At 71.2% G+C, this 13,271-nt stretch carries 14 protein-coding genes; 6 read left to right on the forward strand and 8 right to left on the reverse strand.

All coding sequences use genetic code 11. The features are described from left to right. Positions 1–133: 133 nt before the first annotated feature. The 4 genes from ABT025_RS37740 to ABT025_RS37755 form a co-directional block, all read right to left on the reverse strand. Positions 134–736: a winged helix-turn-helix domain-containing protein gene (locus ABT025_RS37740; protein WP_351003210.1), complete on the reverse strand. Its 603-nt coding sequence runs from the start codon at positions 734–736 to the stop codon at positions 134–136. Positions 737–1,141: 405 nt separating this feature from the next. Next, positions 1,142–2,176 carry a glutamine synthetase gene (gene glnII / locus ABT025_RS37745; RefSeq protein ID WP_351003212.1) on the reverse strand — a complete coding sequence of 345 codons (1,035 nt, stop codon included), beginning with the start codon at positions 2,174–2,176 and terminating at the stop codon, positions 1,142–1,144. 135 nt (positions 2,177–2,311) lie between these two features. Further along, positions 2,312–3,457, reverse strand: coding sequence for an ARPP-2 domain-containing protein (locus ABT025_RS37750; RefSeq protein ID WP_351003213.1), 1,146 nt, complete (start codon positions 3,455–3,457; stop codon positions 2,312–2,314). Further along, the gene (locus ABT025_RS37755) at positions 3,454–4,950 is read right to left on the reverse strand and encodes a hypothetical protein (protein WP_351003214.1); all 1,497 of its coding nucleotides are present in this window, start codon (positions 4,948–4,950) and stop codon (positions 3,454–3,456) included. The genes ABT025_RS37750 and ABT025_RS37755 overlap by 4 nt, the downstream gene beginning before the upstream one ends. A gap of 211 nt (positions 4,951–5,161) precedes the next feature. Between ABT025_RS37755 and ABT025_RS37760 the strand changes: the two genes are divergently transcribed. Beyond that, complete coding sequence (locus ABT025_RS37760) at positions 5,162–6,082, forward strand: Gfo/Idh/MocA family protein (protein WP_351003216.1); 921 nt, start codon at positions 5,162–5,164, stop codon at positions 6,080–6,082. Positions 6,083–6,134: 52 nt separating this feature from the next. Here ABT025_RS37760 and ABT025_RS37765 read toward each other — a convergent pair whose 3' ends face one another. Continuing rightward, positions 6,135–6,494 (reverse strand): arsenate reductase family protein, encoded by a 360-nt coding sequence (locus ABT025_RS37765; RefSeq protein WP_351003218.1) that lies wholly within the window; start codon positions 6,492–6,494, stop codon positions 6,135–6,137. A gap of 119 nt (positions 6,495–6,613) precedes the next feature. Here ABT025_RS37765 and ABT025_RS37770 point away from each other — a divergent pair, with 119 nt between their 5' ends. Continuing rightward, positions 6,614–6,883 (forward strand): hypothetical protein, encoded by a 270-nt coding sequence (locus tag ABT025_RS37770; RefSeq protein WP_351003219.1) that lies wholly within the window; start codon positions 6,614–6,616, stop codon positions 6,881–6,883. 58 nt (positions 6,884–6,941) lie between these two features. Here ABT025_RS37770 and ABT025_RS37775 read toward each other — a convergent pair whose 3' ends face one another. Next, complete coding sequence (locus ABT025_RS37775) at positions 6,942–7,382, reverse strand: hypothetical protein (protein WP_351003221.1); 441 nt, start codon at positions 7,380–7,382, stop codon at positions 6,942–6,944. 134 nt (positions 7,383–7,516) lie between these two features. Between ABT025_RS37775 and ABT025_RS37780 the strand changes: the two genes are divergently transcribed. Both ABT025_RS37780 and ABT025_RS37785 read left to right on the forward strand, forming a co-directional pair. After that, positions 7,517–8,002 carry a hypothetical protein gene (locus tag ABT025_RS37780; RefSeq protein WP_351003223.1) on the forward strand — a complete coding sequence of 162 codons (486 nt, stop codon included), beginning with the start codon at positions 7,517–7,519 and terminating at the stop codon, positions 8,000–8,002. A gap of 88 nt (positions 8,003–8,090) precedes the next feature. Continuing rightward, the gene (locus tag ABT025_RS37785; RefSeq protein ID WP_351003225.1) at positions 8,091–8,477 is read left to right on the forward strand and encodes a VOC family protein; all 387 of its coding nucleotides are present in this window, start codon (positions 8,091–8,093) and stop codon (positions 8,475–8,477) included. A gap of 78 nt (positions 8,478–8,555) precedes the next feature. Here ABT025_RS37785 and ABT025_RS37790 read toward each other — a convergent pair whose 3' ends face one another. Continuing rightward, on the reverse strand, positions 8,556–9,203 hold the full coding sequence (locus tag ABT025_RS37790) for a TetR/AcrR family transcriptional regulator (protein WP_351003231.1): 648 nt from the start codon (positions 9,201–9,203) through the stop codon (positions 8,556–8,558). Positions 9,204–9,364: 161 nt separating this feature from the next. On the opposite strand from ABT025_RS37790, the gene ABT025_RS37795 reads away from it, so the two are divergent. Further along, on the forward strand, positions 9,365–10,822 hold the full coding sequence (locus tag ABT025_RS37795; RefSeq protein WP_351003227.1) for an MFS transporter: 1,458 nt from the start codon (positions 9,365–9,367) through the stop codon (positions 10,820–10,822). Between the two features lie 122 nt (positions 10,823–10,944). Here the strand turns inward: ABT025_RS37795 and glnA are convergent, their stop codons facing one another. After that, positions 10,945–12,354 (reverse strand): type I glutamate--ammonia ligase, encoded by a 1,410-nt coding sequence (gene glnA / locus ABT025_RS37800; RefSeq protein WP_351003228.1) that lies wholly within the window; start codon positions 12,352–12,354, stop codon positions 10,945–10,947. A 276-nt stretch (positions 12,355–12,630) separates the two neighbouring features. Between glnA and ABT025_RS37805 the strand changes: the two genes are divergently transcribed. Beyond that, positions 12,631–13,098: an RDD family protein gene (locus tag ABT025_RS37805; RefSeq protein WP_351003229.1), complete on the forward strand. Its 468-nt coding sequence runs from the start codon at positions 12,631–12,633 to the stop codon at positions 13,096–13,098. The last annotated feature ends 173 nt before the right edge of the window (positions 13,099–13,271 follow it).

Here is a 13,271-nt window from a genome sequence, read left to right on the forward strand (position 1 = left end):
TTCTCAGGCCGGGCGCCGGCTCGGGGGGGGGCCCCTGTGGGGCTCTCCCACCCCCCCGGCCCCCCACCCCGTTCGTCCGCTGGATCATGCCGGGCTCGCGGGGTCCCGTGCAGACGAGAGACCCTGTGTGCGGTCAGGGCGCGTACTTGTAACCGACGCGCCGCACCGTCTGGATCGACCGGCGGTGCTTGGCGCCCAGCTTGCGGCGCAGCCGGGCGATGTGGACGTCGACGGTGCGGCCGTCGCCCACGTGCCCGTAACCCCAGACCGTGGTCACCAACTGGTCGCGGGTGTGCACCCGGTGGGGGTACGCCACCAGATGGGCGAGGAGTTCGAACTCCAGGTAGGTGAGGTCGAGCGTCTCCCCGTTCACCGCGGCGGTGCGCTGGACGGAGTCGATCCGCACGGCCCCGGCCCCCTCGTCCTCCAGCACCTCGGGCACCACGTACTGGGCGGCCGCGGCCGCGATGGCCGGCTGCTGGTCGGCGGGGATGAGTACCAGATATCCGACCATCGGCGGCCGGCCCGGCAGCGCCGGCAGGGTGTGCTGGGGTGCGGGCAGCCAGGTCGCGCCCGGAGTCAGGAACGCGGAGACGTCGGCAGGCCGGACGACCTCGTCCGGATCCACGGCTCGCAGACGGGGCCGGTTGGGGGAGTGGGGACGGGCGGTCGCAGCGGTCGTCGACGGCGCTGCGGTGGCAGCGACTGCGGCGGAGAAGGTACGAGTGTTCGCCATGAGGGTCAGCTCTTTCGCGCGAGGGAGTCGTCTGTGGACGGACTTGCTTCGTGCGCGCGGACCGAAGACCGGGGTGAGCGGTGTTAGAGGGCCTGCGCGTTCAACGCGCGGCAACACACCCGGTCGAAGTCGTGATGCTGACGAGAAGGCCAGAACGGCTCGAGGTCGCTGCGACCTGTCGAAGTGTGCTGGATGCTGGCCATGCCCCCATTGAACCAGAGAACGGGCCGGGGGAGCAGGCCTCTCTCACCCGTCGATACGGACCTTTTGCGTTACGTTCCTCACTCGCGTCCCGCAACCCGCCGGTCACTCGCACCGGTTGGGGGCTCTCACCGTCCCGGGCACGCCGAAGGGCGCCCACCGACTGTGCGGCGGGCGCCCCTCGGACGTGCGGATTCCGCGGGATCAGACCTGGTCGGCCTTCTCCAGCGCGGCGCAGCAGGTGTCGGTGATCAGCCGCGTGACGACGTACGGGTCGACGTTGGCGTTCGGGCGGCGGTCCTCGATGTAGCCCTTCCGGTCCTGCTCGACCTGCCACGGGATACGGACCGAGGCGCCGCGGTTGGAGACGCCGTAGCTGTACTCGTTCCACGGGGCGGTCTCGTGCAGGCCCGTCAGACGGTCGTCGATGCCCGCGCCGTAGTTCTTGACGTGGTCCATCGGCTTCGAGCCCTCGCCCAGCGACTCGCACGCGGTGATGATCGCGTCGTAACCCTCGCGCATCGCCTTGGTGGAGAAGTTGGTGTGCGCGCCCGCGCCGTTCCAGTCGCCCTTGACCGGCTTCGGGTCGAGGGTCGCGGAGACGTTGAAGTCCTCGGCGGTGCGGTAGAGCAGCCAGCGGGCGATCCACAGCTGGTCGGAGACCTCCAGCGGGGAGACCGGACCGACCTGGAACTCCCACTGGCCGGGCATGACCTCGGCGTTGATGCCGGAGATGGCGAGGCCCGCCTTCAGACAGTTGTCGAGGTGCTTCTCGACGATCTCGCGGCCGAAGATCTCGTCCGCGCCGACGCCGCAGTAGTAGCCGCCCTGGGCGGCCGGGAAGCCGCCCACGGGGAAGCCGAGCGGGCGGTGGCCGTCGAAGAAGGTGTACTCCTGCTCGATGCCGAAGATCGGCTCCTGGCCCGCGAACTGCTCGGCGATCGGGCGCAGTCCGGCACGCGTGTTGGACTCGTGCGGGGTCATGTCGATGTTGAAGACCTCGCACAGGACCAGGACGTCGTCACCGCCACGGATCGGGTCCGGGCACGTGAAGACCGGCTTCAGCACCCGGTCGGAGGCGTGACCCTCGGCCTGGTTGGTGCTCGACCCGTCGAAGCCCCAGATGGGCAGCTCGGCCACGTCGGACGACGGGGTACCGGGCATGATCTTGGTCTTGGAACGGAGCTTTGCGGTCGGCTCGGTGCCGTCGATCCAGATGTACTCAGCCTTGAACGTCACGGAAGCCCATCCTTTGCGGGTGCTGCGGTCTATGCAGCGCAGCTTCGCAAGGCGCGATTTCCCGACCGTTGCCCTCGTGTGAACCCCGTGTTACCGAGGTTTCCTGCGTAGGACGGGCCTGTCGTGGGGTGCCGCCTACCGGCTGCCGCGGTCCCGGAGCAGCGACTCGAAGCCTGCGGCACGGATCCGCCGCACCAGCTCCTCCGGGGTGGTGCCGAGGGCCGCCGCCGCCCGCGGGAGCAGCCAGTCCGCGTCGGCGAGCCGTTGCAGCAGGTGCCCGCGCCGGACCTGTGCCTCGGACAGCCGGAACGTCTTCAGGTAGGCGACCCGTCCCTTGTGGTCGGTGACCGTCTCGCCGATGTGCTGTCCGTCCCGGTTGCGCAGGAATGGCGGCAGGAACCGCCACAGCGTGAACGACCCCATCCGGTACACCCGGTCGAAGGCGTACGAGGTGTCCAGCAGCTCCCGTGCGAAGAGCGTGTCGTGCGTCTCGCCCCACTCCCGCTCCTGCCCCCGCGCGGCGGCCCGCAGATCGGCGAGCGTCCGGACATGGGGGCCGTCCGCGATCCGGGCCCCGAACCCGGCGACGGGCGCGCCGTACATCGCGTACTGATGGACCAGCTCCCCGTACAGGTCCTGGACGAGCGTCGGGTGCAGGAGCCGGTAGTCGTCGGGATGCGGGACGACGAAGGCGGCGGCGAGCGCGTCGGCCGTATACATCATCACCCCGCACTGACCGGGATGGATCTCGAACGCCCGCAGCGCGTCGCCCAGCCCTCGCACCGACCACCCCAGGTACGCGTCCTCGGCGCGCGGCGACAGCCCGTCCCGCAGCGCCTGGCGCGACCACTCCTCCCAGGCGGTCGAGGGCCCGCCGAAGTGCAGCGCCAGATAGCCCTCCATCGCGAGATGCAGCGGCAGGAAGCGCAGCCGGTTCCCGGGCTGCCGCTTGGCCAGGCGGTGGTGACGGTGGCGCGGCAGCGTGAGCGTCCTGGGCGGGGTGCTCGGGGAGCCGTTCCCGTCCTGAGCTGCGAGCTGCGTCCCGTACGCGGCGGTGTTCGCGCCGTCACCCGACCAGTCCGCGACGAACCCGTGCGGGATGTACGAGGTGTAGTGCGTACGTGGACCCACCTCCACCACACCGGTCCCGTACCCCGAGTACACCTCCCGGTGCAGCCGGAGCCCCTCGACGGGCTGCTCGCGAACCAGCGGTACGAGCCGGACGCCGCCCCACACCTGCGCCGGACGGGCGGTGAGCCCGGTCAGTTCCAGCCTGTTCACAGCGGTCCTCCCGACGGGTCGTCGTTCACGAACCGGGTGACCTGCCGGTCCAGGTACGCGTACAGCTCGGCGGGGCCGGTGCGGCCCTCGGAGAAGTGCGCGATCTCCACCAGCGCCGGAAGGTCCTCCGCGTCCCGGATCCCGGCCGTCGGCACGCCCGGCGACAGCCGCCGGACGTCGAAACCGTCCGCGTCGTATACAGGGTTCACATGCACCACGGCGGTGCTCCGATCCGGATCGATCCTGGTCCGCCACACGCGCAACACCTCGCCCGCGAGCCCCGGCGGGGCGTTGTCCCAGCCGTCCGAGACGATGACCAGCCGGTCCGGCCCGTGCTCCAGAGCGTCCAGGACGCGCAGACCGAGCGGAGTCGGGCCCCATGGCCTGACCAGCAGGGGATCCCGCACCCCGCTGGTCCACAGCGGGGTGTACGCGCCGGGCGCGGCGAGCGCCTCCAGCAGGAAGTGACAGGCCAGCGCCACGGCGAGCGGACGGCGCCGCTTCTCGCCCGAGCCCGACGAGGAGTAGCTGTCGTCCAGCACGGCGGCGACCCGTCCCCAGCTCCCGGCGTGCGGGCCCGCCGCGCGGCGGGCGGCGGTGCGCAGGGCGAGGGTCAGCTCCGCGCGATGCCGCCGGCGCGCGGGCGCGTCGAACGCCAGGACGTACAGCGCGAGGCGGGTCAGCGGCATCACGGTCGGATCGACGCCCGCCGGAAGCCCCTCGGGGGAGGCCTTGCCGCGCTGTCCCTGGGTGCGCAGCCGCTCCAGCCGCGTCATCCGGGGCACCATCCGTTCCAGGAACGCCTCACGCTTCATGCCGTGCCGGGCGGCGAAGCCCTCGGCGACGGTGAACGGCAGCTCGCCGACGGCGCCCTGCTCGTAGTGGGCGCGGCGCCAGGCGTCGAGCAGCCCGTGCCGGTAGCGCGGCAGCTTCCCCGGCCGGAAGAGGAAGGCCCCCAGCTCGCCGCCCGGCGCCGCGCCCGGCTCGCCGCCCGGCTGTCCCTCGGCGTCGAGCCGGAGATGGGCATGGCGGACCGCGGTCTTCAGCCCTGCGCGGTACTTCACGGCGTCGTGTGCCGGATCCGGCCGCCCGGCCAGCCAGTCGCGCATGATCGCGCGGGTGCGGCGGTTGTTGACCTTGGCCGCGCGCAGCCCCCGGAAGAGGCGGTAGACCCGCTGAGGCGGCAGCTTCGCCAGCCGGGCCGCGATCAGCCGGCCCTCGGTGCGCTTCTCCTCCTGCGATGCTTCGGCGGCGTACTCCAGCAGACCCTGCACGATGCGCACGGCGTTGTGGTCGTTGATGTCCAGGGCGAGTGAAGCGGCATACACCCGGCGGTAGTTGACCCGTACGTACTCGTGCAGGAAGTCCAGCGAGAGCTGCTGCCGGTACGCCTCCGAGCGGAACTCGCGCTGGCCGGTCGCGGTGACCGCCGCGTTGACGAACAGGAGCACGTCCTCGGCGGCGACAAGATCGGCAAAGGTCTCGGTCGGCATGATGAATCCCCCGTGGTGTTCCGCCAGGCGGTACGCACAGGCGGAAGCCGGCCGGGGAATGAGGGGGCGAACAGCGAAATGTTTGCTTCAGAGGCAAGTCCCGGAAGTCGCCCCGGAGTCCCGCGGCCGGCCCCGCCAACATAACGACCTCCCCGCTCGCCCCGCCACCGGATTCGAACGGCCGTGGCGGCGCACCCGGCACACTGGTCCCATGACGACACCCACGACCCCCCTGCGTATCGGCCTGGTCGGTACGGGCCCCTGGGCCCGCAACACCCAGGCCCCCGCCCTCGCCGCCCACCCCGGCGCCGTGCTGAGCGGGGTGTGGGGCCGCCGTGCCGAGGCCGCCGAGGAGCTGGCCGCCGCGCACGGCGCCACGGCGTACACCGGGGACGCGGGGCTCGACGAACTCTTCGGTGCGAGCGACGCCGTGGCGTTCGCCCTGCCGCCGGACGTCCAGGCCCCGCTGGCCGCGCGCGCCGCGGCGGCCGGCTGCCATCTCCTGATGGACAAGCCGGTGGCCACCACCGTCGAGGGGGCCCGTGAGGTGGCCGAGGCCGCCGAGCAGGCCCGGGTCGCCTCGATCGTCTTCTGCACCCTGCGGTTCGCCCCGGAGACCGCGGACTGGATCGCCGAACAGGGCGCGGCGGGTGGCTGGTTCACCGCTCACGCCGAGTGGATCGGAGCCCTGTGGGCACCCGGCGCCGACAGCGAGTACGCCGCGTCGCCCTGGCGCCTGGAGAAGGGCGGCCTGTGGGACGTCGGCCCGCACGCGCTGTCGGTCCTCATCCCGGTGCTCGGCGACGTCACCGCCCTGACCGCGGCCCGCGGCCCCGCAGGCACCCACCATCTCGTCCTGCGCCACACCTCCGGCGCCTCCAGCACGGTGACGCTCACGCTGGCGGCGCCGGTGGCCGCGGCCGGGGTGGGCATCGAGCTCAGGGGCGAGCACGGCATCGTCGGCCTGCCCCGGTGGGACGGCGCCGTCGGGGCGTTCGGCGCAGCGTTGGACGCACTGATCGAATCGGTGCGTACGGGGGTGGCGCACCCCTGTGACGTACGGTTCGGGCTCCGCCTGACGGAACTGCTCGCGGACGCCGAGGCGCAGGCGGGGGAGCAGTCGGGGGAGTAGGTCACGGCGCGCGCCGGGGCGGTCGGTCACGCCCGGCGCGCAGGGCCTCCGTTCAGCGCCCCAGCGCGTCCCGGACCGCCTCGTCCGTGCGCGCGACCACGGCTGTGCCGTCCTGCGCGGTGATGATCGGCCGCTGGATGAGTCCCGGGTGCTCGGCGAGGGCGGTGATCCACCGCTCCCGCGCATCCGCCTCGCGCGGCCACTCCTTGAGCCCCAGCTCCTTCGCTTCCGCCTCCTGGGTCCGCGTGATGTCCCACGGCTCAAGCCCCAGCCGGTCGAGCACGGCCCGGATCTCGTCCGGCGACGGCACGTCCTCCAGGTAGCGGCGGACGGTGTAGTCGGCACCCTCCGCGTCGAGCAGCTGCACCGCGCTGCGGCACTTCGAGCAGGCGGGATTGATCCAGATCTCCATGGTGCCAAAGGTACGCGATGGACCTGCGAAAACCCCTCTGGCCAGGGGCGATTGTCAGTGGGGGGCAGTAAAATAGGGGTAGTTCGTGAGGGTTCCACCACCGTGCCAGGAGGTTGCCGATGGCCGTAGCCGCAGTGACGACCAAGCCGCTCCACACACCCCTGAAGAAGAAGCCGCTCCCCGCCGGACGGCCCCGTGAGTGGTACGTCTCCCACAATCGCCGGCTGAAGGCGATGCGCCTGGCGATCGCCCTGCTCGACACAGGCGTCTACCACCCGTCGAGTGCGAGCAACGCCCGGATACGTACGACCGCCGAGCGCCTCGCCGTCCACCCGCCGTCCGACACCACCTGCCGCATGGTCCGCGCGCTGATCCGCTACGGCCGCTGACTCCCACCGCACCCGCCGAGGACCGCGCCCCCGGACGACCCGGGGGCGCGGTCGCGTCTCAGAACCCGCTGCACGTCGCGGTGGCGAAGGGGCCGGAGGCCCTGGCGGTGCGGCGGGCACCGTCGTCCACCGACACCGAACAGGCCACCTCACCGCCCGACTTCCCGAGGCCGGCGGTGAACGAGCCGTTGCTCATGAACCCCTTGGAGTCCAGCTCCCCGGCCCACGGCAGGGTCCGCAGGGTCAGCCGCCCGGTCGACAGGGCCTCGCCCCGCCAGGTGCTGTAGGTGAGCACCACGTCCTCGGCGGTGCCGGTGACCTCGTACCGGATGTGCACGGTCCGCGAGCTCTCCGCCGAGACCTCGCGGGCCAGTACCGCGGAGACGGCGCCGAAGCGGAGGGCGAGCAGCACGAGGACCATCAACAGCACCCACGGCCACAGCCGGCGCCGCCGCGGGGGCGGCGGGACCGGTGCGCCGGGGGCGGTCTGCTCACTCATGCCCCCAGCCTCGGCCGTCCGTCCCGGGTCCGCGACCCCAATGCCCCGCCTGCTCATCCGTCCGGCCTACAGCGCGTGCGCCTTCGCCTGCCGCCGCCTTGACTTGGGGCGACGGACGAGTGCTGGGAGGCACGATGACGAGGCGAGGCGTACGGGGCGCGGGCGCGGTGCTGGTGGCGATGGCCATGGCGTTCACGGCGACGGCCTGCTCGGACGACGGGGACAGTGCGTCCAGCACGGCGTCCAAGGCGGCGTCGGCGGCCGAATCCGTCGCCTCCCGCGGCGCCGATGTGGTCGCCTCGGCGACGGCCGCGGCCGGGGACAAGCTGAACGATTTCAAGGACGGCGTGAACGCGGGCGGCGACGTCAAGGCGGGCGCCCCGGCCACCGACAAGGACGGCCGTGTCACCTCGAAGATCACCGTGACGAACAGCACCGGCTCGACGCAGTCCTACGGCGTGCAGATCAACTTCGACGACCCGAACGGCAATCTGCTCGACACGGTCGTGGTGACGGTCGACGACGTGGCCGCGAAGGGGACCAAGACCGCCACGGCTCGCAGCAACCGCAAGCTCGACGGGGACGTCGAGGTGAAGGTCGGCACGGCGCTGCGGCACTGACGGCGCGGGACGTCCGCGGTGGTCCGCCGGGCCGGTACGCTCCGCCGTCGGTAACCGACGGCCATGCCCCGACCCAGGAGAACAGCACATGAGGATCCATCTGACCGGCGTCTTCGTCGACGACCAGGACAAGGCACTGCGCTTCTACACGGACGTACTGGGCTTCGTGAAGAAGGCCGAGGCCCCGGCGGGCCGGGACCGCTGGCTGACCGTGGTCTCACCGGACGACCCCGACGGGACCGAACTCCTGCTGGAGCCCGACGGCCATCCCGCGGTGAAGCCGTACAAGACGGCTCTGGTCAGGGACGGCATCCCGGCCGCCTCCTTCGCCGTGGACGACGTCCCCGCGGAGTTCGCCCGGCTGCGTGAACGCGGAGTGCGCTTCACCCAGGAGCCGCTGGAGGTGGGGCCGGTGACCGTCGCGGTCCTGGACGACACCTGCGGCAACCTGATCCAGATCGTGCACAGCGCGTAGCCCCCGGAAGCCGCCGAGTCCGCCGGGCCGCTCGGTGGCGGACGGGAACGGTGGCGGACGGGAACGGTCGCCCCGCCCTCAGGTTCCGGCCTGGAGGCGGAGGCCCGCCAGGGTCAGCTCCAGTCCGGCCAGGAACTGCTCCTTGTCGTCGTGCCCGTCGAACTCTTCGACGATGTCGTGCACGAACGGATACTTCTCGGCGTCGAGCGCACGCCATGTCTCGGCGTACCGCCCCAGGAACTCGTCGCGGCCCACGAGGCCGTCGACCACCTCCTGGGGCGGCTCCTGTCCCAGGTCGGCGGCGTTGGCGACCACGACGCCCACGATCGCCGACACGGCGTGGAACCGCTGCCGTGGTGTGAGGCCGAGCCGCAGCGTCTGCTGCCCCAGCTCCTCGTAGAGCCGCAACGCGTTGCCCTCGACGTTGATGTTGCGCATGAAGTGCGCACCCAGCCAAGGCCGGTCCACGACCGCGTCGAACAGCGTGACGGCCATCACACGCAGGTCGTCGATCGGGTCACCGCTGTCGTTCTGCCCTTCGACAGCGGTCAGCACCCCGCCGAGCACGTGGTCGACGGCGCGTTCGAGCAGGTCGTCCTTGCCCGAGACGTACCAGTAGATGCTGCCGACGCCCGTGCCGAGCCGGGCCGCGAGGGCGCGGAGGGTCAGCGCCGGCGCGCCCGCTTCGTCGAGCAGGGCCACGGCCGCGGTGAGAACGGCCTCGATGGAGTGCGATCCACGCTGACGTCCTCGGGAGGGGCGGTCGGCGGGTCGGGATCGTGGGCCTGTCATGGTGCCCATCCAATCACAGCTTGCACATTTATCGAACCGCGTTCTATGGTCGAACGTCGTTCGATAGTCGACGACGTTCCGAAAGGAGGCCCGCCATGACCACCACCGCCACCGCGCCCCCTGCGCCACGCACCTATCCGTCCCTGCGCGCCGCATGGATTCCTCTGACCGCACTCTGCCTGGCCTTCTTCGTCGAGATGGTCGACAACACGCTGCTCTCGATCGCACTGCCCACGATCGGCCGGGACCTCGGCGGCGGCACGACCGCGCTCCAGTGGGTCACCGGCGCGTACTCGCTGACGTTCGGCGGCCTGCTGCTGACGGCTGGATCGATGGCCGACCGGCTCGGGCGCCGACGTGTGCTGCTGGTCGGCCTGGCGGTGTTCGGCCTGCTGAGCCTGGGTGTCGTCGCGGTCGGCACCGCGGGTGAGCTCATCACCCTGCGGGCCGGCCTGGGCATCGCGGCGGCGGCGATGGCCCCCATCACCAACTCGCTGGTCTTCCGGCTGTTCGACGACAAGGCGCTGCGGATGCGCGCGATGACCCTGATGATCATCGTCGGCATGTCCGGCTTCGTCCTCGGCCCGCTGCTGGGCGGCACCGCCCTGGCGCACGTGGAGTGGCAGTGGCTCCTGCTCGTCAACGCCCCGATCGCCCTGATCGCGGCCATGGGCGTCCGTCTCGGCGTCCCGGCGGACCGGCCGCAGGACCTGACCCGCGACAGGCTCGACCTGCCGGGCGCCGCCCTGAGCGTCGCCACCATCGGCCTCGCCTGCTACTCGCTGACCAGCGGCGTCGAGCACGGCTGGCTCTCCGCGGTCACCCTCGCCTCGCTCATCGGCGCCCTGGCTGCGGGGATCGCGTTCGTGTGGCACGAGCGCCGCAGCTCATCGCCCATGCTGGATCTCCGCCTCTTCTCCAACGGCACCGTGCGCGGCGCCGCCATCGCGCAGATCGGCACGGCCATCGCGATGGCCGCCGTGATGTTCGGGCTGATCCTCCACTTCCAGTACGCCTACGGGTGGAGCCCCGTACGGGCCGGCCTGGCGAACCTGCCGCTCATCGTGACCATGATCGCCGCGACCCCCCTGTCCGAATGGCTCGTGGCACGGTTCGGCCACCGCATCGCCTGCCTGGTCGGCGCGGCCTGTCTGGCCGGATCGCTGGCGGGCCTGTCCTGGGGCGTCGACCGCGGGTACGGCGTCATCGCGGTCTGCATGGTCGTGATGACCGTCGGGCTGCGCACCGTCATGACGATCTGCGCCATCGCGCTCGTCGACGCGGTGCCCAGCAACCGCACGTCGATCGGCGCGGCGCTCAACGACACCGCCCAGGAGGTCGGAAGCAGCATCGGCACCGCCGTGGTCGGCACGCTGATCGCGGCGCTGGTCACCACACAGCTGCCCGCGGGGACCTGGAGCGACGCACTGGTGGCGTCGTTCTTCCACGGGGAGCGGATCACCTACGCCGTGCTGGCGGTCGTCGTCGGCCTGGTCGCGGCAGGCGGAGCACTCACCCTCACCGACTCCCGCGTCACCGAGGAGCCCCACTGAGAGCCACCCGCCCGGCCGTGCGGGCCCGGCACGCAAACGCCCCCGGGACCGGCGCATTCCAGCGCCGGTCCCGGGGGCCTGTTCACATGTCGCGGCTCAGGTCGTACACCTGACCCCGCGGTCTAGAGGTCGAAGTACAGCTCGAACTCGTGCGGGTGCGGGCGCAGCTGGATCGGGGCGATCTCGTGCGTGCGCTTGAAGTCGATCCACGTCTCGATGAGGTCGGACGTGAAGACGCCGCCCGCCAGGAGGTACTCGTGGTCCGCCTCGAGGGCGTCGAGCACGGCCGGGAGGGAGGTCGGGACCTGCTGGACGTTGGCGTGCTCCTCGGGAGCCAGCTCGTACAGGTCCTTGTCGATCGGCTCCGGCGGCTCGATCTTGTTCTTGACGCCGTCCAGGCCGGCCATCAGGAGGGCCGAGAAGGCGAGGTACGGGTTGGACGACGGGTCCGGGGCGCGGAACTCGACGCGCTTGGCCTTCGGGTTGGAACCCGTGATCGGGATGCGCATCGCGGCGGAGCGGTTGCGCTGCGAGTACACCATGTTGACCGGGGCCTCGAAGCCGGGGACCAGACGGTGGTACGAGTTCACCGTCGGGTTGGTGAAGGCCAGCAGCGACGGGGCGTGCTTCAGGATGCCGCCGATGTAGTAGCGCGCCATGTCCGAGAGGCCCGCGTAGCCCTGCTCGTCGTAGAACAGCGGGTCGCCGCCGGCCCACAGGGACTGGTGGACGTGCATGCCCGAGCCGTTGTCACCGAAGATCGGCTTCGGCATGAAGGTCGCGGTCTTGCCGTTGCGCCAGGCGACGTTCTTCACGATGTACTTGAAGAGCATCAGGTCGTCGGCCGCGGCGAGCAGCGTGTTGAACTTGTAGTTGATCTCGGCCTGGCCGGCGGTGCCGACCTCGTGGTGCTGGCGCTCGACCTGGAGGCCGTTCTTGTCCAGCTCCATGGAGATCTCGGCACGCAGGTCGGCGAAGTGGTCGACCGGCGGGGTCGGGAAGTAGCCGCCCTTGTAGCGGACCTTGTAGCCGCGGTTGTTCTCCTCCGACCCGGTGTTCCAGGCGCCGGCCTCGGAGTCGATGTGGTAGAACGACTCGTTCGCCGAGGTCTGGAAGCGGACGTTGTCGAACACGTAGAACTCGGCCTCGGGGCCGAAGTACGCGGTGTCGGCGATGCCGGTGGAGGCGAGGTAGGCCTCGGCCTTCTTGGCCACGTTCCGCGGGTCACGGCTGTACTGCTCGCCGGTGATCGGGTCGTGGATGAAGAAGTTGATGTTGACGGTCTTGTCGCGGCGGAAGGGGTCGACACGGGCGGTCGACAGGTCCGCGCGCAGCGCCATGTCGGACTCGTGGATGGCCTGGAAGCCGCGGATCGAGGAGCCGTCGAAGGCGAGCTCCTCGGTCGGGTCGAAGACCGCTGCCGGGATGGTGAAGTGCTGCATCACACCGGGCAGGTCGCAGAACCGGACGTCGATGAACTTGACGTCTTCGTCGGCGATGTACTTCTTCACGTCGTCGGCGTTCTGGAACATCCAACTCCTCCTACTCCCGGCCCGGGAGGGACGGGGTTGCAGCTCGTTGTGTGGCCAGTGCGGTGGCACACGCTGGACCCGACCATAGGCAGACCGGATTTCTCAAGCATGACCCATTTGTTTCGCCGAAGTTAACCGAGCCGGGTGTGAGCGGCACCTCGTCACCCGTACGACGGCCGGTTCCCGGCACGTTCCGGGCCGGTTTCGGTGCGGTGTCCCGGGCCGTGGCGGCCCCCGCCCGGCAGGGGCCGCGGACGGGCGCAGTACCGTGGTCGGGTGGACAATAGGCAAGCAATCGGATCGTGGCTCTCCGGGCCGCGTGCGGCCGCCGAGGAGATGGGCGCCGACTTCGGGCACCGGGGCAAGCGGCTCGGGCTTCCCGAGCAGGGGCCGGGCGCCATGGCGCCGCTCGGCCGGCGCTTCGGCGCGATCTTCGTCGACTGGGCCCTGTGCATGCTGATCGCATACGGGCTGTTCGCTCGCGGTGACCAGCAGGCGACGGGCAACTGGGCGCTCGGCATCTTCCTCGTACTGAGTGTGCTCACCGTCGGCACCATCGGCTGTACGCCGGGCAAGCGCCTGCTGGGCATCAAGGTCGTCGCCGAGGGCGGCGGGCGCCTGGGGACCGGACGGGTGCTGGTGCGCAGCGTGCTGCTGTGCCTGGTGATCCCGGCCCTGGTCTGGGACCGCGACGGCCGCGGACTCCACGACCGGCTGGCCCGCGCCGTTCAGGTCCGTATCTGATCCGAGGGGCAGTGCACCGGGGGACAGCGCACCGACGAGCAGCGCACCGGCCAAGACGAGCAGCGCACCGACGAAAGAGGGCGGGGGGGGGGGGGCGGGGGTGTGCGCACGACCGCGGTCCTTTGGGTAAAGCTAAGCGCGCGGCGGGCGAGTGAGCCTCGCGCCCACGCCCG

The organism is Streptomyces sp. NPDC002809 (genome assembly GCF_040295435.1).
Classification (GTDB): Bacteria; Actinomycetota; Actinomycetes; order Streptomycetales; family Streptomycetaceae; genus Streptomyces.

Coding starts and splice junctions, on each gene's coding strand:
- ABT025_RS37740 (WP_351003210.1), bottom strand. CDS start 736: ATGGCGAACACTCGTACCTTCTCCGCCGCAGTCGCTGCCACCGCAGCG.
- ABT025_RS37755 (WP_351003214.1), bottom strand. CDS start 4,950: ATGCCGACCGAGACCTTTGCCGATCTTGTCGCCGCCGAGGACGTGCTC.
- ABT025_RS37760 (WP_351003216.1), top strand. CDS start 5,162: ATGACGACACCCACGACCCCCCTGCGTATCGGCCTGGTCGGTACGGGC.
- ABT025_RS37765 (WP_351003218.1), bottom strand. CDS start 6,494: ATGGAGATCTGGATCAATCCCGCCTGCTCGAAGTGCCGCAGCGCGGTG.
- ABT025_RS37770 (WP_351003219.1), top strand. CDS start 6,614: ATGGCCGTAGCCGCAGTGACGACCAAGCCGCTCCACACACCCCTGAAG.
- ABT025_RS37775 (WP_351003221.1), bottom strand. CDS start 7,382: ATGAGTGAGCAGACCGCCCCCGGCGCACCGGTCCCGCCGCCCCCGCGG.
- ABT025_RS37780 (WP_351003223.1), top strand. CDS start 7,517: ATGACGAGGCGAGGCGTACGGGGCGCGGGCGCGGTGCTGGTGGCGATG.
- ABT025_RS37785 (WP_351003225.1), top strand. CDS start 8,091: ATGAGGATCCATCTGACCGGCGTCTTCGTCGACGACCAGGACAAGGCA.
- ABT025_RS37795 (WP_351003227.1), top strand. CDS start 9,365: ATGACCACCACCGCCACCGCGCCCCCTGCGCCACGCACCTATCCGTCC.
- glnA (WP_351003228.1), bottom strand. CDS start 12,354: ATGTTCCAGAACGCCGACGACGTGAAGAAGTACATCGCCGACGAAGAC.